The organism is Corallococcus sp. AB038B, assembly GCF_003668955.1.
GTDB lineage: Bacteria > Myxococcota > Myxococcia > Myxococcales > Myxococcaceae > Corallococcus > Corallococcus exiguus.
Map to the genome: position 1 here is coordinate 1,229,105 of NZ_RAWO01000002.1, position 24,872 is coordinate 1,253,976.

Genomic DNA, 24,872 nt, shown 5'->3' on the forward strand with positions numbered 1-24,872 from the left:
GGCGGGGACGGTCCCAACGCATCGCGTGTGGGGCATCCGTGTCAGGGCGCGCCTTGACAGTCATGCCGCATTGGTGGCACGCCGCGCCCCCGGACCTGTGTTCGCCAGTGGATGCTCTGCACCCAGGGCACACATGGGTTCACACGGGGAATGGGTTGAGCGGGGCCGTCTGTTCCGGGGGCCTGGATTATGGCTGGGTTATTGCTACGCCGGCCAGCATCAGAGGAGCAGACGGTGTCCCAAGCACGACGGCAGCGGTGGTTCGAGGGCTTCATCCAGGCAGCGATGTCGCGCCCCTGGCAGGTGCTGCTCGCTGTCGCCCTGGTGACGGTCGCCGCGGGCTTCTTCGCCTCTCGCCTGGAGTTCCGGGGCTCCTTCGTGGAGCTCCTCCCGGAGGGTGCCCCAGAGGTCCGGGACCTGACACGCGTGTCAGAGAAGGCGGGCGGAGACGGCTACCTGGTCATCATGGCCAAGGGGGCGGCCCCGGAGGCCTTGAAGGCCTACGCCACGGAGTTCCAGAGGCGCCTGGAGGCCCTGCCGACGGTCCGCTACGTCGAGCACCACTATGACGTGGCCTTCTTCCGCCGCCACGGCCTGCTTCTCCTGCCCACGGCGGAGGTCGCCTCCCTGCGTCAGGACCTGGAGGCCCGCGTCCGCTACGAGCGGGAGCGCGCCAGCCCCCTCTTCGTGGACCTGGGCGCGGAGGAGGCGCCGCCCACGTTCGAGGAGATCGCCAAGAAGCACACCCCGGACACGGCGCTGCCGGAGACGCTGGCGAACAAGGAGGGCACCGAGGTCTACCTGATGATCAAGCCGTCGGGGACGGCGGGGGACCTGGAGTTCGCGCGGAACTTCGTGGCCACGGTGTTCGACACGGGCCGCAAGCTCGCGGCGGAGAAGTACCCGGGCGTGACGCTGGAGGCGACGGGCAACTTCCAGAACCGCATCGAAGAGGACGCGGTGATGCGCGGCGACCTGTCCAACGCGGGCATGCTGTCCGCGCTCATCGCCGTAGGACTCATCCTGCTGGCCACCCGGCGCATCTCCGCGCTGGCGGTGGTGGGCGTGCCGGTGATGGTGGGGCTGGTGCTGACGTTCGCGTTCGCGCAGGGCGCCATCGGTCACCTCAACATCGTGACCGGCTTCCTGGTCGCCATCCTCATCGGCCTGGGCATCGAGTACGGCGTCCACCTGACCATGCGTTACTGGGAGGAGCGCGAGCGGCACGGCGTGAAGGAGGCGCTCACGGCGGCGGTGCGCGGTACCTTCAGCGGGGCGCTGACGTCCGCCTTCACCAACGCGGCGGCGTTCTTCGTGCTGGTGCTGGCGCAGTTCCACGCGTTCCAGCAGTTCGGCCTGCTCGCGGGCGTGGGCGTGCTGATGGCGGTGCTGTCCGCGTACGCGCTGGGCCCGTCGCTGCTCGCCATCGCGGAGCGCATCCGCCCGTTCCGCCGCGATGCGGCGTCCACCACCCAGGCCTCCGCGCCGTTCGTGGACCCGGCTCCTGCTCCGGCGAAGGAGTGGCGGCGCTGGCCCACGGGCGTCATCGTCGCGGTGGCGCTGTCGGTGGTGGGCTTCGCGGCGTACTCGGTGGGCATCGCGCCCCGGCTGGGCTTCGAGACCAACCTGCGCAACCTGAAGGGTGACTCGCCGGCTTCGCGGCTGGACGACCACATCACGGAGCAGATTGGCGCGCCGCTCAACCCCGCCATCCTCTCCGTGGACACGCTGGAGCAGGTCCGCGAGGTGGAGGCCGTCATCGCCCAGGTGAAGGCGAAGAACGGCGCCAACTCCGTGTTCCTGCGCACTGCGTCGTTGAGCGACCTGGTGCCCTCCGACGTGGCGGGCCACGAGGCGGAGATGGGCCGCATCCGGACGCTGCTGGACGGGCTGCCGAAGTCCGCCCAGGAGGACCCGCGCGTGAAGGACCTGCGGGAGATGGTGGACGCGAAGCCCTACGGCCTGGACCAGCTGCCGGTGGAGGCGCGCCGCCGCTTCGAGGCGCTGGACGGCAAGGGGATGTTCCTCCTGCTGTTTCCGTCCGTGTCCAACTACGACACGCAGGACCTGAACCGCTGGGCGGGGCAGCTGGATGAGGTGATTGCCGGGGCGAAGGCGAAGGGCATCGACCTGGCGGTGCTGGACAGCAACCGCATCGCCGCGCGCATCTTCTCCCTGGTGCGCATGGACGGGCCGTTCATCCTCTGGTCCGCGGCGGTGGTGGTGTTCCTGGTCATCCTCGCCAGCCTGCGCAGCTTCAAGCGCGCGCTGCTGGTGGCGGGCCCGCTGTTCCTGGGCATGACGTGCCTGGCGGGCGGGATGTACCTGTTCGACGTCCAGCTCAACTTCATCAACGCGGTGGTGCTGCCCAACCTGTTGGCCATCGCGGTGGACAACTCGGTGCACCTGTTCCACCGGTACGAGGAAGAGGGCCCCGGGTCGCTGGGCCGGGTGGTGCGCAACACCGGCTTCGCGGCGGTGGTGGCCACCCTGTCCAACGCGGCGGGCTACGGAGCGCTCCTCGTGGCGAACCACCAGGGCTTGCGCAGCATCGGACAGATTGCCCTACTAGGGGTCGTGAGCACCTTCCTGGGAACGACGGTGTTCTTCCCGGCCATGCTGGCGCTGTTGGAGCGGTGGAAGGGGCGGCGGTCCGCGGTGGCGCCGGAGTCGGGCGCGGTGGTGCGGAGCCTCAATCTCGGGGGGGCCGGCGAGCTGTCGGCCGAATCGCCGGGGGAGCGCAAATCGGCGTGAGCATCTGGTCATTCAGCGAAGGCCGCGTGCGGCCCGTCGTGACGTCATCGGACGAAGCGCTCGTGCGCTTCCGGCAGGTGGACCTCGTCCTCATGGTGGCCTGCTCGGTGGCTGCCCTGGTGTGCGTGGGCCCGGCCCGCTGGGCGCCGCACTCCGGCCGCAACGCGCTCCTCTTCCTCTTCTTCGCGCTGGGCCTGCCGGCCATGCGCATGCTGGAGGCGCGCTTCCCGCGCCAGCCACTCATCGCCATCGTGGCGGACTTCTGGCTCCTGCCGGTGTCGGCGCTGGCCCACGGGTGGCTGGGTCCCATCGTGGACTGGATGAACCCGGTGGTGAAGGACGCCCAGCTCATCGCGGTGGATCAGAAGCTGTTCGGCTTCCAGACCGCGGTGGCGCTGGCGCACGTGATTCCGCCCTGGCTCAACGACGTGCTGATGCTCTGCTACTACGGGCACTTCATGTGGCCGCTGCTGCTGGGCGTCTACCTGTACGCCCGGGGCAGGGGGTCCACGCCCGCGTTCGACGAGTACCTGCTGGGTCTGGGGCTTCTCCTGGGCTTCAACTACGCGGCGTACTCGTTGGTGCCCGCGGTGGGGCCCCGGTACTTCCTCATCGGCGCGTTCGACGGGCCGGCGACGCAGGGGTGGATCCTCACGCCGCTGTTGGAGTCCATGATGCGCACGCCGGTGTACACCCGGGACTGCTTCCCGTCCGGGCACACCGGGGTGATGCTGGTGGTGCTCTTCTACGCGTTCCGGTTCGCCCGCCGCTTCTTCTGGGTGATGCTCTTCCCGGGCATGGGGCTCATCTTCGCGACGCTGGCGGGGCGGTTCCACTACGCCATCGACCTCATCTGCGCGGTGCCCCTGGTGATGGTGGTGACGGGGCTGGCGCTGGCCCTGTCCCGCTCCGCGAGGCAGCGCGCGGTGGAACAGGGCGCGCGTTCCGTGCCCGCGGACGCTATCGTCCGGCCCTGAACCGCCAGCCGGTCGCCCCGGGGTTCGGGGTGGACGTGCGCTGGCCTCCAGAGGCCTGACCCATGTCCCCCCGGCCCGTGCTCGCGCAACGCGTCTCCCGCTTCGGCACCACCGTCTTCTCCGAGTTCAGCGCGCTGGCCCTGAAGCACCAGGCCGTGAACCTGGGGCAGGGCTTCCCGGACTTCGACGGGCCGGACGCAGTGAAGGAAGCGGCGTGGAAGGCCATCCAGGGCGGCGTCAACCAGTACGCCCCCGGCATGGGCGCCAAGGACCTGCGCAACGCCATCGCCGAGCACGCGCAGCGCTTCTACAACCACGCCGTGGACCCGGACACGATGGTCACCGTCACCAGCGGCGCGACGGAGGCCATCCTCGACGTCATCCTCGGCCTGGTGGATCCGGGCGATGAAGTGGTGGCCTTCGAGCCGTTCTATGACTCGTACGACGCCAACATCGCCTTCGTGGGCGCCACGCCGCGCTTCGTGCCGCTGCGTCCGCCGGACGCGGAGCACACCACCTGGTGGTTCGACCGGGACGAAGTGCGCGCCGCCTTCGGTCCGAAGACGCGGCTGCTGATCCTCAACTCGCCGCACAACCCCACGGGCAAGGTCTTCACGCGCGAGGAGCTGGAGTTCCTGGGCAACCTCTGCGCCGAGCACGACGTGAAGGTGCTGGCGGATGAAGTCTACGAGCACATCGTCTTCGCCCCCGCGAAGCACATCCGCGCGGCCACGGTGCCGGTGCTCGCGGACCGCACGGTGACGGTGAGCAGCGCGGGCAAGTCCTTCAGCCTGACGGGGTGGAAGGTCGGTTGGATCATCGCGCCGCCGCCGCTGCGGGACGCGGTGCAGCGCGCGCACCAGTTCGTCACCTTCGCCACCGCGTCGCCGTTCCAGGCCGCCATGGCCGTGGCACTGCGGCTGCCGGACAGCTACTTCCAGGAGCTGACGGCGCTCTACACGTCCAAGCGCGAGCGGCTGCTCACGGGCCTGCGCGAGGCGGGGCTCCAGGCCTTCTCGCCGGAGGGCAGCTACTTCATCCTCGCGGACATCGCCGGGTACGGCTTCGCGGACGACGTGGCGTTCTGCCGGCACCTGGTGACGGAGGTGGGCGTCGCGGGCATCCCGCCCAGCGTCTTCTACGGCCCGGAGCACCGGCACCTGGGACAGCGCTTCGCGCGCTTCGCCTTCTGCAAGTCGGAGGGCGTGCTGGACGAAGCCGTGCGCCGCCTGCGCGAGAAGCTGCCCGCCCTCAAGCGCTGAAGCGCGCACGGCCGTGAGCGACTTCTTCGGAGAGCTGTACCTGCGCAGCACGCTGCCGTACCTCTCCGAGGCGGTGACGGCCCGGGAAGTCGACTACCTGTCCCGGGCGTTCGCGGACGTGGAGGGCCCGGTGGTGGACCTGGGCTGCGGCCACGGCAGGCACGCGGCGCGGCTCAATGCGGAGGGCGCGCTCGCGGGCAGGGTGGTGGGCCTGGAGTTGGATCCGCTGTCCCTGCGCCTGCGCCGCACCGGATTCCCCGTGGTGCGAGGCGACCTGCGGGCGCTGCCCTTCCAGGACGCGACCCTGGGGGGCGCCTACGCCTGGTATTCGACACTCTTCGCCTTCAGCGACGCGGAGCACGTCCAGGTGCTGCGCGAGGTGGCTCGGGCGCTGCGGCCCGGCGGACGGTTGGTGTTCCAGACGGTTCCCTACGAGCGGCTGGCCGGAAGTCCGGGCGCATCGTTCCGCGAGCGGTTACCGGATGGGAGTCTCCTGGAGGAGGAGAGCCGCTTCGACGCGACGCGTGGAAGGGATGTCGGGCAGCGTCAGCTCACCTTGCCTGACGGTCGCGTGCTGCGGGCGGCGTACACGCTTCGTTACTATCCTCTTGCGGAACTGAAGGGGCTGTTGGAAAGCACGGGCTTTTCGGTGCAGTGGGTGCACGGCGGCCTGGACTCCGCGCCGATGACACCCGAGTCGACCGACCTCATCGTGGGAGCCGGGCGCCGGTGACGGAGCCCCGGACACGTCCAGTGGATCCGAAAGAGACATCGCGAACGCGGGTCGGCCTGCTGGGGCAACTGCCCCGCCGGGTCGACGTGTACGAGGTCGGCCCCCGCGACGGCCTGCAGAACGAGCTCCGCACGCTGCCCACCCGAGACAAGGCGCGGCTCATCAACGCCCTGGTCGCCGCGGGGGAGAAGCGCATCGAGGTGACGTCGTTCGTGTCGCCCAAGTGGATCCCCCAGCTGGCGGACGCGGAGGAGCTGCTCAAGCAGGTGGGCCGCCGCCCCGGAGTCGTCTTCTCCGCGCTGGTGCCCAACCTGAAGGGCCTGGAGCGCGCGCAGGCGGCGGGCCTGGAGGAGGCCGCGGTGTTCATCTCCGCGTCGGAGGCCCACTCCAAGAAAAACATCAACAAGACCATCGCGGAGGCGCTGGCCGGCGCGAAGGAAGTGACGGCCGCCGCCCGCAAGGCCGGCATGCGCGTGCGCGGCTACCTGTCCACCGTGTGGGGCTGCCCCTACGAGGGACACGTCCCGGTGGAGCGCGTGGTGGACATCTGCCGGCAGCTGGTGGACGCGGGCATCTACCAGCTGAGCCTGGGCGACACGATTGGCGTGGGCACGCCCCGGCAGACGGAGGAGATCCTCACGGCGCTCCTCCAGCACATGCCGGTGGACACGCTGGCGCTGCACCTGCACGACACGCGAGGCACCGCGCTGGCCAACGCGCTGGTGGGCCTGTCCGCGGGCGTCACCACGTTCGACGCGAGCATCGGCGGACTGGGCGGCTGTCCCTACGCGCCGGGCGCCGCGGGCAACCTGGCCTCCGAGGACGCCGTCTTCATGATGCACGGCATGGGCGTGGACACCGGCATCGACCTGGACAAGCTGGTGGAGGCCGGGGAGATCGCCCAGGAGCTCATCGGCCGGAAGCTCGCGGGCAAGTACCTCCAGGCCGCGCTCGGCGAGCGGGACAAGAAGGCCACCCGCCGCGCGCAGACCTGAGCAGCCCCACCGGGGACCACGGAATCAGTGGTCCCCGATCAGCGCCGGAAGCTTCTCTTCCAGGCCCAGGTGCTGGGCGGCGATCTGCAGCATCTTCCGCTCCTTGCGGTCGATGCGGCCGTCCACCAGGGCCATCTCCACGATGTGGCGCAGGAAGACTTCCGCTTCCGGGCTGCCGCGCGGCACCAGGCGCTCGAAGAGCTGCGGCCCGGCGTTGAGGGCCATCTCCACGTTGGCCCACGACACGCTCCAACGCTCCGCGCACAGCTTGAGCAGGCGGCGCTCGGCGTTCGAGACCTCTCCGTCCGCGGCGGCGATGGCGGCCATCATGTAGAGCAGCCGCTCGCGCTCCTTCACGTCCGTCACCACCCGGTCGCCATTGCCATGTCCGCCGACGTCCACGGGCGGGGGCGCCACGGTGCCGCGCTCGGACCGGCGGGCCTCCTGGTAGCGGGCCGCGTTCCGGGACGTGCGCTGCGCGTGGTGAACGTTCCAGGACTCGAAGGGGAGGGCGGACGCGAGCACCCAGTCGCGCTCGCCGTTGCCCAGCACCGTGCCGCAGAACTCGCAGGTGTTGGCCGCGCTGTTGGTGGTGGGCGCGTTGCACTGCGGGCAGCGGTCCGTGGACATACCGGTGTCCGTGTTCGTCTTCGCGCCGTGGCGACGCAGCAGCGTGAAGACCCAGCGCTGCGGCACCGTGGGCAAGCCAGGCGGCTTCTCGTTCGCGGGGCCAATGCCCATGCGAGCGCTCCACCGGATTTCAACCTGAGCCTCGTCAAAGGACTCCGGGTGCACCTCCAGCGCGCGCACGTCCACCGCGCCCACCGCGCACTCCAGGAAGACGCGACGGCGGCCCTGCTTCGCCAGCTGGCCCAGCTCCGCGTTGAGCTTCGTGAGGGCGTCCGCGTTGGCGACCTTGGACAGGCGCTGCGTCTCGTTGCGGCTCTGCGCGTCGATCCACTTCCAGAACAGCAGCGACGCGCGGTCCTCCAGCATCTCCAGGTTGAGCGCCGGGTCGTCCGCGCGCGCCTGCATCAGGCCGTCCACCTGCTTGTGGTGGCGCACGTGCTCCACGCCCTGCGTGATTTCAGAGAGCGTCCAGTCGTAGTTACCGGAGTTCACCACCGCGTTGCAGAACTCGCAGGTGTTGGACGCGCCGCCCTTGTAGGGCGCGCCGCAGTTGGGGCACTTGCCCTGGAACAGGTCCTCGCCGATGCGCGTCTGCGCACCCGGCTTGCGCACGAAGGTCCACACCTCCGTGAAAGTCTCCGGCGCCACCTTGCTGGCGGCGGCCATGGCCTGCGCATCCGTCTGGTTCGCGGGCACGTCCGTGTCGCGGATGCTGGCGCGCACGCGCACGTGGATGCTGTCGTACCACTGGGTCTGGTGCAGGCCGATGAGCTGCACGTCCAGCACCTTCATGTCCGCGAGCGCGTCCCGCACGCCCTGCGCCTGCATCAGCCCGAGCTGCACGTTGAAGCGCTGCCACGTCGCGTCCGACAGGAAGGGGCGCACCGGCGTCATGTCCCGGCGGAACCACGACTTCTGCAATTCGATGAAGAGCCAGCGCACCTTCTGCAGCGTGGGCTCCAACTCGAAGGACGGGTCCTTGAGCTTCAGCGCGTTCACCCAACCCTGCACGTCGCGGCCGGACACCTCCGTGCGCACTTCCGCCTCGCGCTGATCCAACGCGCGCCGGGTGGTGGCGTCCGGGTGCAGGTTGCGCTTGTAGAGCCAGTACGCGACGCCGCCGATGATCAGCAGCGGGACGGTCACCTTCGGGTAGAGGAAGATGAGCCGGATCAGGTCGAAGATCAGCCAGAAGGGCAGGCCGTCGCCCCCTCCGCCGCCGTTGCTGCGGTCGCGTCCGGACGTGTAGTGCTCGCCTCCACCGCCGCGTGCCAGGGCCACGAGCGGCAGGGCGAGCACGAGCAGGGCGGACACGGTGAGCAGGCCGGGCAGCCACCGCCACGGGCGTTTCGCTGTTGAGCACGAAGGCATGGGCAGGATCCTATCCGTTTACGGCTTGCCAGACTGGGGAACAGGTTTCAGGCTGCGCGCCATTCACGCGGGTCGCCCAGCGCGGTCCGTCACGGGGAGCGAAGATGCCGGAGTTCAAGGTCGAGGCCCGAGGGGCCATCGAGATCTGGACCATCGACGGGGAGAGCCGCCGCAACGCCATCAGCCGCGCGATGCACCAGGAGTTGGACGCGCTCGTGTCCCGCGTGTCCTCCGGCCGCGCCGTGCGCGCCGTCATCCTCACCGGCGCGGGCGACAAGGCCTTCTGCGCCGGCGCGGACCTCAAGGAACGCACCACCATGTCGGAAGACGAGGTGCGCGCCTTCCTCAACGGCCTGCGCGTCACCCTGCGCTCGATTGAAAAGAGCGACTGCGTCTTCATCGCCGCCATCAACGGCGCGGCCTTCGGCGGCGGCACGGAGCTGGCCCTGGCGTGCGACCTGCGCGTCGCCTCGCCCGCCACGGAGATGGGCCTCACGGAAGTGAAGCTGGGCATCATCCCCGGCGGCGGCGGCACGCAGCGGCTCACGCGGCTCATCGGCCCCGGGCGCGCCAAGGACCTCATCCTCACCGCCCGGCGCGTGAACGCGGCGGAGGCCTTCACCATCGGCCTGGTGAACCGGCTGGCCCCGGAAGGGCACCTGCTGGAGGTCGCCTTCCAGCTCGCGGAGGCCGTGGTGGAGAACGCCCCCGTGGCCGTGGCCACCGCCAAGCACGCCATCGACGAGGGCACCGGCCTGGAGCTGGACGACGCGCTGGCGCTGGAGCTCAAGAAGTACGAGGAGGTGCTCAAGACAGAGGACCGGCTGGAAGGGCTCCGCGCGTTCGCGGAGAAGCGTCCTCCTGTCTATAAAGGCCGCTAGGCCCTTCGAAAGCGACAGGGGCGGCAGGCCCGCGGTTGCCCGCGGACCTTGCTGCCCCTGGTTGCTGCCCTCAACTCAGCTTCAGGCGCTGGCGGTCTTCTCGCCGCCGATGTTCACGCCCTGCTTGTTGATGTAGCCCATCGCCTTGTCCTTGACGGTGGTGCGCAGCTCCGTGCCGCGGCTCGGGGCCATCAGCAGGGCCACGATGCTGCCCGCGGCGGCGCCCAGCAGGAACGCTCCCAGGCCGCCCATGCCCGCGCGCGCCGGCTTGTACGTCGTCAATCCCACATAGCGCAGCGCGTCGTCCGGGTCGAAGTTGTCCCAGGACTTCCGCGCGACCTTGCCTGCCTTGTCCGCGTAGTCGGGCAGCTGATCCAGCAGCTGGTGCGCAAGGAACTGGCGGTACAGCTTGCTCTTGGCAAAAGCCTTCGCCTGCCACGTCGCCTTCTTCGCTCTGAACATGGGTCCCTCCTGGGCCGGATGCGGTTCACGGGGCGAGTGTGGCCCGCCTGGGTGCACACCCCCCGTGCAGCATGAAGGTAGGCAGGGAAGCCCCAAGCGACACCCCCCGAAGCGCTCCTCCGTGGCCTCATGCGTCGTCCGTTGGACGGCACGGCTGGTGGCCGGCATGGCAAGAAGGCAGCCAGGCCAGGGGTTTCTTGGTATGGGACGACGGCCATGTCCTCAGATCAGAAACTGCTCGAGAAGGTCGCCCAGGTGGAGAAGGGCGGCGCGCCCAAGTACCACGCGAAGAACGCGGAGACGGGCAAGCTCTTCGCGCGCGAGCGCATCCGGCTGCTCGTGGACGCGGACTCCTTCGTGGAGGACGGCAAGCTGGCCAACAACCTGGACCCGGACCTGCCCTCCGACGGCGTCATCACCGGCGTCGGGCGCATCGACGGGCGCGCGGTGGCCATCATGGCCAACGACTCCACGGTGAAGGCGGGCAGCTGGGGCGCGCGCACGGTGGAGAAGATCCTCCGCATCCAGGAGACGGCGAAGGCGCTGCGCTGCCCGCTGCTCTATCTGGTGGACAGCGCGGGCGCGCGCATCACGGACCAGGTGGAGATGTTCCCCGGCCGACGTGGCGCGGGCCGCATCTTCTACAACGAGGTCCACCTGTCGGGCTTCGTGCCTCAAATCTGCCTGCTCTTCGGCCCGTCCGCCGCGGGCGGCGCGTACATCCCCGCGTTCTGCGACCTGGTCATCATGGTGGAGGGCAACGCCTCCATGTACCTGGGCAGCCCCCGCATGGCGGAGATGGTCATCGGCGAGAAGGTCACCCTGGAGGAGATGGGCGGCGCGAAGATGCACTGCTCCGTGTCCGGCGTGGGCGACGTGCTGGTGAAGACCGAACAGGACGCCATCGCCGCCGCGAAGCAGTATCTGGCCTTCTTCCCGGAGAACTTCTCCAAGGCCCCGCCGACGGTCGAACTGAAGGCGCCCAAGCACAGCGGCAAGCGCGTGGATGAGATCATCCCGCCGGATCAGAACAAGCCGTTCGACATGCACGCGCTCATCGCGGAGCTCATCGACGAGGGCAGCTGGTTCGACGTGAAGAAGCTCTTCGCGCAGGAGATCATCACGGGCCTGGCGCGCATTGGCGGGCGGCCGGTGGGCATCGTCGCGAACCAGCCCAAGTACAAGGGCGGCGTGCTGTTCGTGGACAGCGCGGACAAGGCGGCCCGGTTCATCTGGCTGTGTGACGCGTTCAACATCCCGCTGCTGTACCTGTCGGACGTGCCGGGCTTCATGATCGGCACCAAGGTGGAGCGCGCGGGCATCATCCGCGCGGGCGCGAAGATGATCTCCGCGGTGTCGGAGGCCAGCGTGCCGCGCATCTGTGTGGTGGTGCGCAAGGCGTACGGCGCCGGCCTCTACGCCATGAGCGGGCCCGGATTCGCCCCAGAGGCCACGTTGGCGCTGCCCCAGGCGATGATCGCCGTGATGGGTCCGGAGGCGGCGGTGAACGCCGTCTATTTCAACAAGATCCAGGAGCTGCCGGAGGCCGAGCGGCCAGCCTTCGTCCAGAAGCTCCGCGACGAGTACAAGCAGGACGTGGACATCTTCAAGCTGGCCAGCGAGCTCATCATCGACGCCGTGGTCCCCGGCGACTCCCTGCGCGGGGAATTGATGCAGCGTTATTCGCTTTATGCGGACCGGTTCCAGCCCCGTGCGGAGAAGAAGCACGGCGTCCACCCCGTCTGAAGTTCCCCCACCAGCATTCACGCTCTAGATTCCGCACCCGACCATGGACTTCGAACTTCCTGAAAGCCACCGCGCCCTGCAGGCCTCCCTCCGTGAATTCTGCGAACGCCGCGTGAAGCCGTACGCGCGCGAGTGGGACAAGGACGAGAAGTTCCCCATGGAGGTGGTGAAGGAGCTGGGGCAGCTGGGCGTGCTCGGCATGCTCGTCTCCGACGAGTACGGCGGAGCGGCCATGGACTCGCTCGCCGTGGCGGTGGCCGTGGAGGAGATCGCCCGCTACGACGGCTCGCTCGCGCTCACGGTGGCCAGCCACAACGGCCTGGGCACCAGCCACGTGCGCGTGTTCGGCAACAAGGCGCAGCACCAGCGCTACCTGCCCAAGCTCGCCTCCGGTGAGTGGCTGGGCGCGTGGGGCCTCACCGAGCCGGGATCCGGTTCGGACGCGTCCGGCATGCGCACCACCGCCGTGCGCAAGGGCAACAAGTGGGTGCTCAACGGCGCGAAGATGTTCATCACCCAGGGCACCGTGGGTGACGTGTTCGTGGTGCTGGCGCTCACGTCGCCGGAGAAGCGCCAGAAGGGCATCACCGCCTTCGTGCTGGAGAAGGGCATCCCCGGCTTCAGCCAGCGCGCCATCCACGGGAAGCTGGGCATGCGCTCGTCGGACACGGCCGAGCTGATCCTCGAGAACGTGGAGGTCGGTGACGACGCCATCGTGGGCGAGGTCGACCGCGGCTTCATCGACACGCTCAAGATTCTCGACAAGGGCCGCATCACCATCGGCGCGCTGTCGGTGGGCCTCCTGCGCGGGGCGCTGGAGGAGTCGGTGGCGTACTCCAAGGACCGCACCGCGTTCGGCCAGCCCATTGGCGAGTTCCAGGGCCTGCGCTGGATGATGGCGGACATGAAGACGGAGCTGGAGGCGGCGCGGCTGCTGGTGCACCGCGCGGCGCGGCTCGCGGACGCGGGTCAGCCGTACTCGGAGGAGGCCTCCATGGCGAAGCTGTTCGCGTCGGAGGCGGCCATGCGCGGGTGCAACAAGGCCGTGCAGATCCACGGCGGCTACGGCTACACGCGCGAGTTCCCCGTGGAGCGCTACCTGCGCGACGCCAAGCTCTGTGAGATTGGCGAGGGCACGAGCGAGATCCAGCGGACCATCATCGCCCGCGAGACCTTCAAAGGCGCCTGATGGATACCGCTCGGCTGCGAGAGCTGGGGCTCCAGGTTCGCGAGGAGCCGTCCGGCGTCGAAGTGGTGCTGGACCTGGAAGCCGCGTCCCTGGTGAATCCCATCACCAAGGACTTCATCACCGAGATCACCTTCCAGGTGATGGGGGACCGGCTCATCCCCATCGCGCCGCCAGCCGTGGTGGGCATGACGCCCATCCTCCTGTCCGCCATCGACGCGGCGGAGGAGATGCAGGCGCTCCTGCTGGACACCTTCAGCGACCACGTCTTCCACCTGCAGCGCCGCTCGGAGGAGTTGCAGCTGTTGGGCCTGCCGGCGGACGTGGATCCGCAGTCGCTGGTGCTGTCCACGGACGTGCGGGAGGGCCAGCTCGCGGTGAAGCTGGTGGCGGACCGGCAGGGCAACTTCCGCATCGCGCAGGCCATTCGCGGGCTCGAGGAGCTGGTCACCGCCGCCGGGCACGTCATCGAGCTGTCGGAGTTCCGCGAGAAGGCCGCGCTGACGGGCTACCTGTCCGCGCTGCTCGGCGAGCCCGTGCCGCGCACGCCGCAGGCGGCGTCGGGCGCGGAGCCGGTGCGCTTCGTGGAGATTGTGGAGAAGTTCGGCCCGCAGTCGCTGGTGCCGCCTCGCAGCAGCCTGGAGTTGCTGGCGCAGCTGCAGGTGGAGGGCAAGGCCTACCGCTTCGCCGCCGCGCGCATCGCCGGGCGCACCTTCCGGGGGCTCCTGGCGGGCACCCAGGGCAAGGTGTGGGCGGGCCGCTTCGAACTGGATGAGTTCCCCGGCGTCGTGCAGCTGGTGGCCGAGCTGTTGAAGGTCGCTCCCGAGGCCGTGCGACTCGTGGGCCCGGACGCCCCCCAGGAGTGAGCCTCGTGGAGAAGATGACCCTGGTGGAGCGGGTGCAGACCCTGGAGACGCGCCTGGGCGTGCAGTTCTCCAAGCGCGACCTGGCCCTGGAGGCGCTGACACACAAGACGTACGTCAACGAGAACCGGGACCAGAACCTCAAGGACAACCAGCGCCTGGAGTTCCTGGGAGATGCCGTGGTGGACCTGGCCGTGAGCCACCGGCTGATGGACCGCTGCCCCGGCGTCCCCGAGGGCGAGCTCACCAAGATGCGTGCCCGCATCGTCCACGAGGAGGGCCTGGCCCGCGTGGCCCGGAGCCTGCGCCTGGGCGAGCTGCTCCTGCTGGGCCGGGGCGAGTCCCAGTCCGGCGGCCGCGACAAGAACTCGCTGCTCGCGGACGCGCTGGAGGCGGTGCTGGGCGCGGTGTACCTGAGCGGCGGCCTGGAGCCGGCGCTGTCCGTGGTGGATCGCATCTTCGGGGAGCTGGTGGAGGAGGTGGCCTCCGGCGCGGGCCGCCTGGACTACAAGACGCTCCTCCAGGAGCTGGCCCACGAGAAGCTCAAGCTGTCGCCGCGCTACCGCGTGGTGGCGGAAACGGGCCCGGAGCACTCCAAGGTGTTCGAGGTGGAGGTGTGTATCGGGGAGGCCGTGTACGCCCGGGCCAGCGGCCGGAACAAGAAGGAGGCCGAGCAGGCAGCCGCTCGCACCACGCTGGAGCGCCTGAAGGAGGAGTCGGCTTCCCTGGCATCCCCGGCTGTCGTGGCGCCCGTCCCGGGAGGTCCTTCACCGGACGACCCTCCGGCGTGAAAGCCCTTGGAGGGGGAGGGGGGTGGGGGGTAGGGTCCGCGCCTTCCTGCCCTGGAGTTTGTTCCGTATGCACCGTCTTCTCGGTCTCACCGTGGCGCTGGCCGCCGTCGCGGCGTTGGCCGCCGAGCCCGCCGCGGGCCCCTGGACGAAGAAGGTCCAGGCCGGCAAGGACCTCTACGCGACGCTGAAGACGAGCCAGGGCGTCATCACCGTGAAGCTCTTCTCCAAGGACGCGCCCAAGACGGTGGAGAACTTCGTGGGTCTGGCCACGGGCGAGAAGGCCTGGACGGATCCGAAGACGGGCGACCCGGTGAAGGGCAAGCCGCTCTACGCCGGCACCGTCTTCCACCGCGTCATCCCGGGCTTCATGATTCAGGGCGGCGACCCCACCGGCACGGGCAGGGGCGACCCGGGCTACCGCTTCGAGGACGAGTTCCAGAGCGGCCGGAGCTTCGACAAGCCGGGCATCCTGGCCATGGCCAACGCGGGCCCCAACACCAACGGCAGCCAGTTCTTCATCACCACCGCCACGCCCGCGCACCTCACCGGCCGCCACACCATCTTCGGCGAGGTCGTCACCGGCTACGACGTGGTGGAGAAGATCGGCACCGTGCCGCGCAGCGCGCAGGACCGCCCGCAGACGCCGGTGGTGCTGGAGACGGTGACGCTGAGTGAGAAGGGGCCCAAGAAGCCGGCCGCGCCCAAGCCCGCCGCCCCCAAGAAGGGCACCCCGCAATGAGCTTCATGGAGCTGGCCCACGCGGGCACGGAGCTGTTCGGCACCTTCCAGACCACGGAGGGGCGCATCGTCGTACGCCTGTTCTCCAAGGACTCGCCCAAGACGGTGGAGAACTTCGTGGGCCTGGCCACCGGGGAGAAGCCCTGGAAGGACCCGGTGACGTTCCAGCCCCAGCACGGCCGCCCGCTCTACGACGGGACGCTCTTCTTCCGCTGCATCAAGGACTTCATGATTCAGGGCGGGGACCCGACCAGCCGGGGCAACAACGGGCCGGGCTTCCGTTTCGAGGATGAGTTCCAGAGCGGCCGGCGTTTCGACAAGAAGGGTGTTCTGGCCATGGGCAACACGGGCCCCAACACCAACGGCAGTCAGTTCTTCATCACCGCGGCGCCGCAGCCCCACCTGGACAACCGGTACACCATCTTCGGCGAGGTGGTGGAAGGGCAGGACGTGGTGGACCGCATCGCCAATGAGCTTCCCAAGGATTCAAGCGACCGTCCCCGCCGGGACGTGCGCATCCAGACGTTGACCATCTCCACGGCGCGGCCTTCGTAAGCAGTCCGCCGCCGTACCCTGGCAGTTCCCACGGGGCCTTCCCGAAGTCGGAGTCGGAAGGCCCACTGATCATCTCCGGAAGTATGGCCTCTCAGTCCCAGAAGAAGACCCCTCGCGCTGGCTTCGCCGCGCTCATCGGCCGGCCCAACGTGGGCAAGAGCACGCTGCTCAACGCGCTCACAGGCGAGAAGATCGCCATCGTTTCGCCCAAGCCTCAGACCACCCGCAACCGCATCCTGGGCGTGGTGACGCGTCCGGAAGGGCAGGTGGCGTTCATCGACACTCCCGGCATCCACCAGGCCAAGGGAGAGCTCAACCGCTACATGGTGGAGGCCGCCATCTCCGCGGCCGAGGAGGTGGACCTGGTCCTCTTCCTCATCGAGCCGCCCCAGGGCGAGACGCTGGACGTGACGCCGGGCAACCGCGCCATCCTCGAGCGGCTGGAGAAGGTGGGCAAGCCCACCTTCCTGGTCATCAACAAAATCGACTCCATCCCCAAGGCGAAGCTGCTGCCGCTCATCGCGCTCTACGGCCAGGAGTTCCCCTTCGCGGAGGTGGTGCCCATCTCCGCGCGGGAGAAGGACGGCGTGGATCACCTGTTCCAGGTCGTGCTGGGCCACCTGCCGGAGGGCGAGCCCCTCTTCGCGGAGGACATGCTCACGGACCAGCAGGAGCGCGTGCTGGTGGCGGAGTACATCCGCGAGCAGGTGCTCCGGCACTGCCGCCAGGAGATTCCGTACTCCACCGCGGTGCTGGTGGACGTGTTCGATGAATCCGAGCGCGAGCCGCGCCCCGGCACGCCCCCCGGCCAGCTGGGCGGCCTCATCCGCATCGCGGCGTCCATCTACGTGGAGCGCGACAGCCAGAAGGCCATCCTGATTGGCAAGCAGGGGCAGATGCTGAAGCTCATTGGCACGGACGCTCGCAAGTCCGTGCAGCGCCTGCTGGGTGCGCACGTGTACCTGGACCTGCGCGTGCGCGTGGAGGCCCGCTGGAGCGAGCGCGCCGCGGGTTTGAGGAAGCTGGGTTACGAGTGATGTCGCCGCGGAAGTTTGTGTCGCTGACGTCGTTGCATTCGAAGTCGTCGTCGCTGTCGAAAGAGACTCCATGAAGCCGCTGGTCGCCATTGTCGGTCGCCCCAACGTGGGCAAGAGCACGCTGTTCAACCGCCTGGTGGGCCGCCGAATCGCGCTCGTGCAGGACGAGCCCGGCGTCACCCGCGACCGGCACTACTCCGACGCGGAGTGGGAGGGCCGCGCCTTCACCCTCATCGACACGGGCGGCTTCGTCCCCGGTGAGAAGGACACGCTGCTCAAGCAGGTGCGCGAGCAGGCGCAGTTCGCGGTGGAGGAGTGCGACGTCATCATCTTCGTCGTGGATGCCCGCGCGGGGATGACGACGGCGGACGAGGCCGTCGCCAACTACCTGCGCAAGTCGGGCAAGCCCGTCGTCGTGGCGGCCAACAAGCTGGATAACGAGACCGGGCTGATGCAGTCGCTGTCCGGCGAGTTCTTCCGCCTGGGCCTGGGCGACGTGAACGCCATGTCCGCCGAGCACAACCTCGGCATGGGCAGCCTGATGGACTCCGTGGTGTCCAAACTCCCGGAGAAGCAGGAGGGCGAGGACTCGGAGGCGCCGCCGGACGACGGGAAGATCCGCGTGGCCATCATCGGCCGGCCCAACGTGGGCAAGAGCACGCTGGTCAACGCCATCCTCAAGGAGAAGCGCGTCGTCACCAGCGAGGTCGCCGGCACCACGCGTGACCCCATCGACTCGGAAGTCACGTACAAGGGCAACCAGCTCATCCTCACGGACACCGCGGGCATCCGGCGCAAGAAGACCATCGCGCACCAGGTGGAGCAGTACTCCGTCATCGCGGCGCTGAAGGTGCTGGAGCGCAGCGACGTGGCGGTGCTGCTGATGGACGCCACGGAGCCCGCGGTGGACCAGGACGCGAAGCTCGCGGGCCTGTCCATGGACCGCGGTCGCGCGCTGGTCATCGTGGTGAACAAGTGGGACCTCATCGCGGAGGACAAGCGCCGCCAGGAGGCCTTCCGCGAGGACCTCAAGATCGCCCTCAAGTTCGTGGGCTACGCGCCGGTCATCTTCACGTCCGCCCTGCACGGCTCCAAGGTGGAGAAGGTCGTGGACGTGGCGGTGGAGCTGGCCAAGCAGTTCCGCTTCCGGGCGCCCACCCCGCAGCTCAACAAGCTGCTGGATTACATGGTGGACAACAACCCGGCGCCCATCGTGAAGAGCAAGCCGCTGCGCCTGTACTACATCGCCCAGGTGGCGGCGGCCCCGCCGACCTTCACCCTCACCTGCAACGAGCCGCAGGGCGTGCCGGACATGTACAAGCGGTACATCACCAACCAGATCCGCAAGACGTTCGATTTGCGGGTCCCCATCCGCCTGCTCTTCCGCGAGCGGCCAGGCAAGGCCAAGCGCGAGGCGCGCAAGAAGCCGCACCTGGCCGGCAAGGGTGGCAAGGGCGGGAAGCGGGCAGGGCGCGACTGACCGCGCTCGCGCGTTGACACTCCCAGCGGGCGCTCTTTACAGTGCGCCGCTTTCCCAGAGCGAAGAGCACCGTCGAGCCGGAGAGAGGTCCCCTCATCGTGGCCCAGCAGAAGACCGAGAAGATTCGCCAGCAGGAGCTTCGTCAGCCGGACGCCTTCCAGAAGGCGGGAGCGGACGCGCGGGACTGGCTGATGCAGCGCCAGAAGTTCCTCGCCATCGGCGCGGGCGTGCTCGTGCTGGGCGCGGTGGGCGTGGCCATCGCCAGTGAGGTCTCCAAGCGCGGCGAGGAGACGGCCTCCATGGCCCTGGGCCAGGCGCTCACCGTCCTGGACCGCCCCGTGACGGGCGTGGACCCGGCGGACCCGTCCGCCACGGAGCCCCCGTTCCCCACGGAGCGGGCCCGCGACGAGGAGGTCGTGAAGCAGCTGGCCGCCTTCCGCAAGGAGCACGGCGGCACCCGCTCGGCGACGACGGCCGCCCTGCCGCAGGCCAAGGCCGAGTTCCGGCTGGGCAAGAACGACGACGCCCTGGCGTCCCTGGATACCTTCCTCAAGGGCGCCCCGGAGAACGACGCCCTGCGCGCGAGCGCCCTGGAAGGCCAGGGCTACGCCTACGAGGCCAAGGGTGACTACGCCCAGGCCATCACCTCCTTCGAGGCGATGGAGAAGGCGGACACCGGCGAGTACCTGATTGGCATGGGCGCGTACCACAAGGCGCGCATGCTGATCCTCCAGGGCAAGAAGGACGACGCCGCCCAGGTGCTGTCGAAGATTCCGACGGAGCACCCGAGCAGCGCAGCGGCCCGTCAGGCCACCGAGCGCATGGCGGTGCTGGCCGCGGAGGGCGTGAAGGTGCCCACGCCGGCACCTCCCGCCGCGCCGGCCACGGACTCGGGTCAGCCGTAGCGCGCTCATGACCATGCGGCTTGCTCGGTGGAAGCGGTGGGTGGGAATGGTGGCCGGGGTAGGGCTCCTGGCCGGGTGCGCGACGGCGCCGCTGTACGGCAACCCGGAGCTGCCCGCGGCGCCCCGTCAGCCGCCGGTGGATTTCTTCCAGGTGAACTGGTGGACGGGGCTCGTCGACAAGGTCCCGCTGCTGGAGTACTCGCCGCGCGAGCCCGCCTCTCCGGTGTACGACCCGGACAGCCGGAACGTCATCGTGCAGACGCGTGACGGCTACGTCCGCGCGGTGGGGCCGGACGCGAAGGTGTCCTGGACCTTCCGCACGGGGGCCCGGGCGCTCGCGGGCGGCCTGGTCAGCGAGGGCGTCGTCTACCTGCCGGGCGGTGATGGCGTGCTGTACGCGCTGGACGGCCGCACCGGCGCGGTGAAGTGGAAGTACGCCACCAGCGAGTCCCTGGCCACGGTGCCGGTGCTCGCGGACGGCCTGGTGCTGGTGACCACGGACACCGACACGGTGTTCGCGGTGAAGGCCACGGACGGCACCTGGGTGTGGCAGTACCGGCGCGACCCGCCGTCCGGCTTCACCATCCGGGGCGCCTCCGCGCCGAAGGTGGACCAGGACACCGCGTACGTCGGCTTCTCCGACGGCTTCCTCGTCGCCCTCAAGGTGGAGGACGGCGCCGTCGTCTGGGAGAAGTCCCTGTCGGGCACGGGCACGGAGTTCCTGGACGTGGACACCACGCCCGCCATCGACTCGGCGGGGCGGCTGTATGTGGCCTCGTACAAGAACGGCCTGTACGCCCTGGAGGCGGACACCGGCGCCGTCATCTGGAACGCCAGCGTGGGCGGCCTGACGTCGCTGCTGTCGCGCGGCGAGGTGGTGTTCGCCACCGGCGACGGCCGCTTGGACGCCTACCTGGGAGAGACGGGGAAGCTCATCTGGTCGCTCCCCCTCAAGGAGAAGACGGCGTTCGCTCCGGTGTTGGCGCGGGGAATGCTCCTGGTGCCCAACGAGCGTGCGCTGCTGTTCGTGGATCCGACGACGGGCAAGTCGCGCCTGGCGTGGAACCCGGGCGTGGGCATCTCCGCGCCGCCGTTCGTGGTGGGCTCGCGGGTGTATGTGCTGTCCAACAACGCGTACCTGTACGCGCTGGACATGAACGACGTGAAGAAGGGGCCGCGCGGGTGACGCGCGCCGTGCCCCGGACGGTGCGGGTGGTGGCCGCGCTGATTCCCCGGCCCGGTCCGGAAGACGGCGGGCCGCGGTACCTGGTCCAGCAGCGCCTTCCCGGTGGGAGCCGCGCGCTCCTCTGGGAGTTCCCCGGCGGCAAGGTGGAGGCGGGCGAAACGGACGAGGCCGCCCTCGCGCGCGAGTGCCGCGAGGAGCTGGACGTGGAGCTGTCCGTGGGCCGCCGCCTCTGGGAGGGCCGGCACACGTACCCGGACCTCACGGTGGAGCTGGTGCTGCTCTCGGCCACGATTGTGTCCGGTGAGCCGAAGCCGCTGGGCGCGCACCAACTGGCGTTCCACACGCCCACGGAGATGCAGGCGCTGCCGTTCTGCGAAGCGGACGTGCCGCTCCTGGATGACTTGCTGGCGGGAAGGCTGGGTGCGCTCGATTGATGCTGCTGCACACGTTCCAGCTCATCCCCGGCGTGGGGCCGTGGCGCGAGAAGGACCTGTGGTCCAAGGGCATCCGGACCTGGGATGACTTCCCGGACGGCGGCATCGTCATCAGCCGCAAGGCGGACACGGCGGCCCGCGAGCGCATCGCGGAGGCCCGGGCGGCCCTGGCCCGGAAGGACTTGAAGGACCTGGCCCGCATGGTGCCGCCGCGCGAGCACTGGCGCCTGTTCCCGGAGTTCCAGGACGACGCCGTCTACTTCGACATCGAGACGGACGGCAGCAAGACGCAGGTGCCCACGGTGGTGAGCCTGTTCGACGCCGCGGGGCTGCACGTCTTCATCCAGGGCCGGAACATGGACGCGCTGCCAGAGGCCATGGCGAAGCGGCGGCTGTGGGTGACGTTCAACGGCTCGTGCTTCGACGTGCCGGTGCTGAAGGAGTACTTCGGCGAGAAGAACTTCCCGGTGCCAGAGGCGCACATCGATCTGCGCTTCGTCACACGCCGGCTGGGGATGGGCGGCGGGCTGAAGGAGATCGAGGAGAAGCTGGGCGTGGGACGGCCGCCGCACCTGAAGGGTGCGAACGGCTACGACGCGGTGCTGCTGTGGCGTGCGTACCTGCGGCGCGGCGACGTGGAGGCCCTGCGCTACCTGGTCGAGTACAACCTCTACGACTCGTTCCAGCTCCGGTCGCTGATGGACCTTGCGTACAACAAGGGCGCGGACGACCTGAACCTGGACGTCCCCCGGCTGAAGGTCTTCGAGCGCGGGGACCTGCTGTACGACGTGAGCCGGTTGCTCCTGGAGTTGGGCCCCACCGAGCGCGACGTGGACACGCTCGCGCGCGTGCGGGCCATGGAGCAGGATTCCTGAGCGGCCAGGTCGTGCCTTGGGTGGGCAGGCCGCGGCCCGGCACGCCGTGGGGCATCCCCAGCCGCCGCGTGGAGCTCACTCGAATCACGACGCTGCCGGTGACGGACGCGGAGTGGGCGGGTGACGGCTTCGTGTTGCCTCCCGCGGCCTCGGGCTCGGACGCCTCGGTGGGGTTGGCCGTGGGAATGCGGCGCCTGGCCGTGCTCGGAGCGCGGGAGTCCTGGCCGCCGGAGCGTGCGCTGGAGCTGCCCAGGACCGCGGGGCTCGTGGCGCTGCATCCGTCGCTCGGGAGCGCGGCGGTGCTGGGCCCGGGGCGCATCGAGATGGTGGGCCGGGCGCCGGATGGGAGTCCGGTGGAGACGCCCGCGCGGGCCTGGACGCGGAACACGCAGGCGCTGGGGTTCGACATCACCGGCGAGGGCCTGTGGACGAGCGGCGTCCAGGATGGGCGGGCGTCGCTGCGCGTCCTGGATGCCCGAACGTTATCGGACGTTGCGGGGACGGAGGCGGGGCTCGAGCTCGGGGCGCCGACGCTGGGTGAGGACGACCTGGACGGGCTGCACGAATGGATGCCGCATCCGAGCCTGCCGGTGATGGGCGTGGCGGTGAGCCTGGGCCAGGAGGGCACGTGGCTCACGTTCGTGGAGCGCGGCGCCACGGGGCTCGTGCGTGGCGCGGCGGTGGCTTCGGTGGAGGCGCCGTTCTATCCGGCGGGGTTCCTGCCGGACGGCTCGGGCTTCGTTGGCGTAGGTGGCACCTGGGTGCGGCGCTGGACGTACCCGGAGGCCACGCTGGCTGCGGAGTTCCTGCTGCCGGAACAGGGCACGCTCGCCACGGGGTACAGCGGGCTGGTGACGGAGCGGGCGGTGCTGGTGGCGGTGGAGGACCTGTTGGAGGTGGGGGAGTGGTACCTGCTTCAACTGGACCCCGCGTCGCTGCGGCCCGTGTGCGCGTGGGAGCTGCCGTTGTCCACGGAGGTCGTCACGTCGGTGCACCTCTTGCCCGGCGGATTCATTCTGTCGCCGGAGGACGGCCAGCTCTGGCGCCTGCCGGACGAGGTCCTCTCCGCACGGTGAACACAGACGGCGCGGATTGTTCACGCGCGCGTGGAATGGCTCGGAGGCCTGTCTGTAAGGTCCGGGACCATGAGCGATCCGAACTTCGTGAATCAGGGCCCTGGAGCCATTCCGCCGACGCCAGAGGCCGAGCCGCCGAAGGCTCCGTCGCGGGGCAAGGTCCTGGGCGTCCTGGTCGCGCTGATGGTCGTGGGCGTGGTCGGTTCGTACTTCGGCCTGAAGCGGCAGTCGGAGGCGCCGGTGGTGACGGCACCGCCCGTGGTGGATGCGGGCGTGGCGGAGGTGCCTCCGGAGGTGTCGCTGCCGGAGAGTGATGGCCGCATCCGCGACCTGGTGGGCAAGCTGTCGGTGGACCCGGAATTGGCGAAGTGGCTCCAGGAGCGCGACCTGGCGCGCCGGTTCACCGCGTCCGTGAGCAACATCGCTGAGGGCGAGAGTCCTCGGGCTTCGCTGTTGTTCATGGCGCCCGTGGGGGCGTTCCAGGTGGGCGCGGCCGGGGCGAACGGGCGCTCGGAGATCGCGCCGTTGAGTTACGCGCGCTACGACCTGGTGGCCCGGGTGCTGGGTTCGCTGGACGCGTCCGGCGCGGCGATGGTGTACCGGGAGCTGAGGCCGCTCTTCGACCAGGCGTACCGGGAGATCGCGCCGCCGGATCAGCACTTCGAGACGGCGTTTGGCCGGGCCATCCAGCACCTGCTGATGGTGCCGGTGCCGAAGGGGCCGGTGGAGGTGGAGTCCAAGGGCGCGCTGTATGTCTATGCGTCGCCGGAGCTGGAGGGGCTGAGCAAGGCCCAGAAGCACCTGTTGCGGATGGGCCCGGGGAACATGCGGCTCATCCAGGCGAAGCTGCGGGAGCTGCGCACGGCGCTGAACCTGCCGACCCCGGCACCCGCCACGCCCGAGCCGTTGCCGGATCAGGCGCCGGGGCAGTCCGAAACCCAGGAGTGACAGCTACCTGGACTTCTTCTTGCCGCCCTTGGCGGGCGGCGCAGGCGCCTTGGGCTTTTCCTTGTCGCCGATGATCTGGAACGAAGCCCGGAGGTCCTCGACGTCGCGGCCGATCGAGTCCTGGAACGACGTGCCGGTCTGCGAGTCGACGACGAGGGTGTACGAGTAGCCGGTCTTGAGCGGCTGCGGCAGGTGGATGCGGTACACGAGGCCGTCATCGGCCTCGGACACGGAGTCGTCGGAGACCATGGCCCGGTCGGCTTCGTCCATGAGTCGGACGCGGTAGTTCTTGAGGCCCAGGGTGCTGCGCAGCTCCAGGTCGGAGGTGGGCTCCACGAGCGGCTTTTCCTCCAGGGCCAGGGGGATGAGCGCGGAGCCACCATCCGGCGACAGGTACTGGAGCGTGAAGACCACGGCCTCGGGACCCGAGTCCGGGGCCGCCGTGGCGCCGGTGACGCCACCATCCACGGGGGCCTGGGCCGTCTTGTCGGGGCAGCCCGTCAGCAGGGCCACGGTGAGGCCGCAAAGCGCGGCGAGTCCGGTTCGTCGGAAGAGGCGCATGGGGCGGCAAGGTACGTTCCGGGGCCGTGCTCGGGAAGCACGAGATTCCACGGCCGATGCCGGGCGGTTGGTGGCCGACGGTGGCGCCTCACCGTGCTATCAGTTTTCGCCTGATGGGCGCGATTCGCAGGATGGCGGCTGGGCTCTGCCTGGGGTTCGCCTTGGGATGCTCAACCGTCACGCATGAGTCGGGCCGCCGGCCCACGAATGACTACCTGGCGCAAGCGGCAGACGCTTGCCGGCCGGGGGATTTGAGCATCGTGTGCTGCCTCAAGAAGAACCGAATCCCTGAAGCGTGCGGGATGACGGAGAGCGAAGCCGTGACGCTGATGCAGGGCGCTCGCGAGCTCGAGAAGGCCACAGACACGGCCAAAGAAGACGTGGACGACGGTTGGCGGCAACACTGCATCGACATGTATGCGAGGT

General features: G+C 69.5%; 23 protein-coding genes. 20 read left to right on the plus strand and 3 right to left on the minus strand.

The genetic code is table 11. The features are described from left to right. Nucleotides 1-285: 285 nt before the first annotated feature. The 5 genes from D7Y04_RS16085 (at nucleotide 286) to D7Y04_RS16105 (ending at nucleotide 6,721) form a co-directional block, all read left to right on the plus strand. Nucleotides 286-2,754: an RND family transporter gene (locus D7Y04_RS16085; RefSeq protein WP_121759854.1), complete on the plus strand. Its 2,469-nt coding sequence runs from the start codon at nucleotides 286-288 to the stop codon at nucleotides 2,752-2,754. Next, on the plus strand, nucleotides 2,751-3,731 hold the full coding sequence (locus tag D7Y04_RS16090; RefSeq protein WP_171809031.1) for a phosphatase PAP2 family protein: 981 nt from the start codon (nucleotides 2,751-2,753) through the stop codon (nucleotides 3,729-3,731). Before D7Y04_RS16085 ends, D7Y04_RS16090 begins: the two co-directional genes overlap by 4 nt. A gap of 62 nt (nucleotides 3,732-3,793) precedes the next feature. Beyond that, a complete protein-coding gene (locus tag D7Y04_RS16095) occupies nucleotides 3,794-4,993 on the plus strand; it encodes an aminotransferase class I/II-fold pyridoxal phosphate-dependent enzyme (RefSeq protein ID WP_121759855.1) in 1,200 nt (399 codons plus the stop codon). A 13-nt stretch (nucleotides 4,994-5,006) separates the two neighbouring features. Next, a complete protein-coding gene (locus tag D7Y04_RS16100; RefSeq protein WP_121759856.1) occupies nucleotides 5,007-5,726 on the plus strand; it encodes a methyltransferase domain-containing protein in 720 nt (239 codons plus the stop codon). A gap of 20 nt (nucleotides 5,727-5,746) precedes the next feature. Further along, the gene (locus D7Y04_RS16105) at nucleotides 5,747-6,721 is read left to right on the plus strand and encodes a hydroxymethylglutaryl-CoA lyase (RefSeq protein ID WP_120579417.1); all 975 of its coding nucleotides are present in this window, start codon (nucleotides 5,747-5,749) and stop codon (nucleotides 6,719-6,721) included. 24 nt (nucleotides 6,722-6,745) lie between these two features. Here D7Y04_RS16105 and D7Y04_RS16110 read toward each other — a convergent pair whose 3' ends face one another. Further along, complete coding sequence (locus D7Y04_RS16110; RefSeq protein ID WP_121759857.1) at nucleotides 6,746-8,722, minus strand: TIM44-like domain-containing protein; 1,977 nt, start codon at nucleotides 8,720-8,722, stop codon at nucleotides 6,746-6,748. A gap of 104 nt (nucleotides 8,723-8,826) precedes the next feature. Between D7Y04_RS16110 and D7Y04_RS16115 the strand changes: the two genes are divergently transcribed. Continuing rightward, nucleotides 8,827-9,603 carry an enoyl-CoA hydratase-related protein gene (locus tag D7Y04_RS16115; protein ID WP_120597836.1) on the plus strand — a complete coding sequence of 259 codons (777 nt, stop codon included), beginning with the start codon at nucleotides 8,827-8,829 and terminating at the stop codon, nucleotides 9,601-9,603. 81 nt (nucleotides 9,604-9,684) lie between these two features. Here D7Y04_RS16115 and D7Y04_RS16120 read toward each other — a convergent pair whose 3' ends face one another. Beyond that, nucleotides 9,685-10,065, minus strand: coding sequence for a YtxH domain-containing protein (locus tag D7Y04_RS16120; protein WP_120597835.1), 381 nt, complete (start codon nucleotides 10,063-10,065; stop codon nucleotides 9,685-9,687). Between the two features lie 216 nt (nucleotides 10,066-10,281). Here D7Y04_RS16120 and D7Y04_RS16125 point away from each other — a divergent pair, with 216 nt between their 5' ends. The 14 genes from D7Y04_RS16125 (at nucleotide 10,282) to D7Y04_RS16190 (ending at nucleotide 23,885) form a co-directional block, all read left to right on the plus strand. Then, nucleotides 10,282-11,811 carry an acyl-CoA carboxylase subunit beta gene (locus D7Y04_RS16125; protein WP_120597834.1) on the plus strand — a complete coding sequence of 510 codons (1,530 nt, stop codon included), beginning with the start codon at nucleotides 10,282-10,284 and terminating at the stop codon, nucleotides 11,809-11,811. Nucleotides 11,812-11,854: 43 nt separating this feature from the next. Beyond that, the gene (locus tag D7Y04_RS16130; RefSeq protein WP_120597833.1) at nucleotides 11,855-13,000 is read left to right on the plus strand and encodes an acyl-CoA dehydrogenase family protein; all 1,146 of its coding nucleotides are present in this window, start codon (nucleotides 11,855-11,857) and stop codon (nucleotides 12,998-13,000) included. Then, on the plus strand, nucleotides 13,000-13,863 hold the full coding sequence (locus D7Y04_RS16135; RefSeq protein ID WP_169827167.1) for a hypothetical protein: 864 nt from the start codon (nucleotides 13,000-13,002) through the stop codon (nucleotides 13,861-13,863). The genes D7Y04_RS16130 and D7Y04_RS16135 overlap by 1 nt, the downstream gene beginning before the upstream one ends. Before the next feature lie 14 nt (nucleotides 13,864-13,877). After that, nucleotides 13,878-14,651 (plus strand): ribonuclease III, encoded by a 774-nt coding sequence (rnc, locus tag D7Y04_RS16140; protein ID WP_171809036.1) that lies wholly within the window; start codon nucleotides 13,878-13,880, stop codon nucleotides 14,649-14,651. Nucleotides 14,652-14,718: 67 nt separating this feature from the next. Next, nucleotides 14,719-15,390: a peptidylprolyl isomerase gene (locus D7Y04_RS16145; protein WP_121759859.1), complete on the plus strand. Its 672-nt coding sequence runs from the start codon at nucleotides 14,719-14,721 to the stop codon at nucleotides 15,388-15,390. Beyond that, nucleotides 15,387-15,944 carry a peptidylprolyl isomerase gene (locus D7Y04_RS16150; RefSeq protein WP_120576875.1) on the plus strand — a complete coding sequence of 186 codons (558 nt, stop codon included), beginning with the start codon at nucleotides 15,387-15,389 and terminating at the stop codon, nucleotides 15,942-15,944. Before D7Y04_RS16145 ends, D7Y04_RS16150 begins: the two co-directional genes overlap by 4 nt. Before the next feature lie 83 nt (nucleotides 15,945-16,027). Continuing rightward, on the plus strand, nucleotides 16,028-16,981 hold the full coding sequence (gene era / locus D7Y04_RS16155; protein WP_120576876.1) for a GTPase Era: 954 nt from the start codon (nucleotides 16,028-16,030) through the stop codon (nucleotides 16,979-16,981). Between the two features lie 70 nt (nucleotides 16,982-17,051). Next, nucleotides 17,052-18,461, plus strand: a complete 1,410-nt coding sequence (gene der, locus D7Y04_RS16160; RefSeq protein ID WP_120576877.1) for a ribosome biogenesis GTPase Der — start codon at nucleotides 17,052-17,054, stop codon at nucleotides 18,459-18,461. Nucleotides 18,462-18,556: 95 nt separating this feature from the next. Further along, complete coding sequence (locus D7Y04_RS16165; RefSeq protein WP_370457113.1) at nucleotides 18,557-19,366, plus strand: tol-pal system YbgF family protein; 810 nt, start codon at nucleotides 18,557-18,559, stop codon at nucleotides 19,364-19,366. A 46-nt stretch (nucleotides 19,367-19,412) separates the two neighbouring features. Then, entirely contained in the window at nucleotides 19,413-20,552 is a 1,140-nt protein-coding gene (locus D7Y04_RS16170; protein WP_233601460.1) for a PQQ-binding-like beta-propeller repeat protein, read from the plus strand. Next, complete coding sequence (locus D7Y04_RS16175) at nucleotides 20,549-20,986, plus strand: (deoxy)nucleoside triphosphate pyrophosphohydrolase (protein ID WP_121759861.1); 438 nt, start codon at nucleotides 20,549-20,551, stop codon at nucleotides 20,984-20,986. Before D7Y04_RS16170 ends, D7Y04_RS16175 begins: the two co-directional genes overlap by 4 nt. Next, nucleotides 20,986-21,861, plus strand: a complete 876-nt coding sequence (locus tag D7Y04_RS16180; protein ID WP_121759862.1) for a ribonuclease H-like domain-containing protein — start codon at nucleotides 20,986-20,988, stop codon at nucleotides 21,859-21,861. The genes D7Y04_RS16175 and D7Y04_RS16180 overlap by 1 nt, the downstream gene beginning before the upstream one ends. A gap of 20 nt (nucleotides 21,862-21,881) precedes the next feature. Next, complete coding sequence (locus D7Y04_RS16185) at nucleotides 21,882-22,937, plus strand: hypothetical protein (protein WP_121759863.1); 1,056 nt, start codon at nucleotides 21,882-21,884, stop codon at nucleotides 22,935-22,937. A 69-nt stretch (nucleotides 22,938-23,006) separates the two neighbouring features. Further along, a complete protein-coding gene (locus D7Y04_RS16190) occupies nucleotides 23,007-23,885 on the plus strand; it encodes a DUF3014 domain-containing protein (protein ID WP_121759864.1) in 879 nt (292 codons plus the stop codon). 3 nt (nucleotides 23,886-23,888) lie between these two features. Here D7Y04_RS16190 and D7Y04_RS16195 read toward each other — a convergent pair whose 3' ends face one another. After that, a complete protein-coding gene (locus D7Y04_RS16195; protein WP_121759865.1) occupies nucleotides 23,889-24,446 on the minus strand; it encodes a hypothetical protein in 558 nt (185 codons plus the stop codon). Nucleotides 24,447-24,872: the final 426 nt, after the last annotated feature.

What these genes read in the sequence shown, in the direction of transcription:
- D7Y04_RS16085 (WP_121759854.1), top strand. Translation starts at nt 286, where the DNA reads ATGTCGCGCCCCTGGCAGGTGCTGCTCGCTGTCGCCCTGGTGACGGTC.
- D7Y04_RS16095 (WP_121759855.1), top strand. Translation starts at nt 3,794, where the DNA reads ATGTCCCCCCGGCCCGTGCTCGCGCAACGCGTCTCCCGCTTCGGCACC.
- D7Y04_RS16110 (WP_121759857.1), bottom strand. Translation starts at nt 8,722, where the DNA reads ATGCCTTCGTGCTCAACAGCGAAACGCCCGTGGCGGTGGCTGCCCGGC.
- D7Y04_RS16115 (WP_120597836.1), top strand. Translation starts at nt 8,827, where the DNA reads ATGCCGGAGTTCAAGGTCGAGGCCCGAGGGGCCATCGAGATCTGGACC.
- D7Y04_RS16120 (WP_120597835.1), bottom strand. Translation starts at nt 10,065, where the DNA reads ATGTTCAGAGCGAAGAAGGCGACGTGGCAGGCGAAGGCTTTTGCCAAG.
- D7Y04_RS16125 (WP_120597834.1), top strand. Translation starts at nt 10,282, where the DNA reads ATGTCCTCAGATCAGAAACTGCTCGAGAAGGTCGCCCAGGTGGAGAAG.
- D7Y04_RS16130 (WP_120597833.1), top strand. Translation starts at nt 11,855, where the DNA reads ATGGACTTCGAACTTCCTGAAAGCCACCGCGCCCTGCAGGCCTCCCTC.
- D7Y04_RS16135 (WP_169827167.1), top strand. Translation starts at nt 13,000, where the DNA reads ATGGATACCGCTCGGCTGCGAGAGCTGGGGCTCCAGGTTCGCGAGGAG.
- rnc (WP_171809036.1), top strand. Translation starts at nt 13,878, where the DNA reads ATGACCCTGGTGGAGCGGGTGCAGACCCTGGAGACGCGCCTGGGCGTG.
- D7Y04_RS16145 (WP_121759859.1), top strand. Translation starts at nt 14,719, where the DNA reads ATGCACCGTCTTCTCGGTCTCACCGTGGCGCTGGCCGCCGTCGCGGCG.
- D7Y04_RS16150 (WP_120576875.1), top strand. Translation starts at nt 15,387, where the DNA reads ATGAGCTTCATGGAGCTGGCCCACGCGGGCACGGAGCTGTTCGGCACC.
- era (WP_120576876.1), top strand. Translation starts at nt 16,028, where the DNA reads ATGGCCTCTCAGTCCCAGAAGAAGACCCCTCGCGCTGGCTTCGCCGCG.
- der (WP_120576877.1), top strand. Translation starts at nt 17,052, where the DNA reads ATGAAGCCGCTGGTCGCCATTGTCGGTCGCCCCAACGTGGGCAAGAGC.
- D7Y04_RS16170 (WP_233601460.1), top strand. Translation starts at nt 19,413, where the DNA reads ATGGTGGCCGGGGTAGGGCTCCTGGCCGGGTGCGCGACGGCGCCGCTG.
- D7Y04_RS16180 (WP_121759862.1), top strand. Translation starts at nt 20,986, where the DNA reads ATGCTGCTGCACACGTTCCAGCTCATCCCCGGCGTGGGGCCGTGGCGC.
- D7Y04_RS16190 (WP_121759864.1), top strand. Translation starts at nt 23,007, where the DNA reads ATGAGCGATCCGAACTTCGTGAATCAGGGCCCTGGAGCCATTCCGCCG.
- D7Y04_RS16195 (WP_121759865.1), bottom strand. Translation starts at nt 24,446, where the DNA reads ATGCGCCTCTTCCGACGAACCGGACTCGCCGCGCTTTGCGGCCTCACC.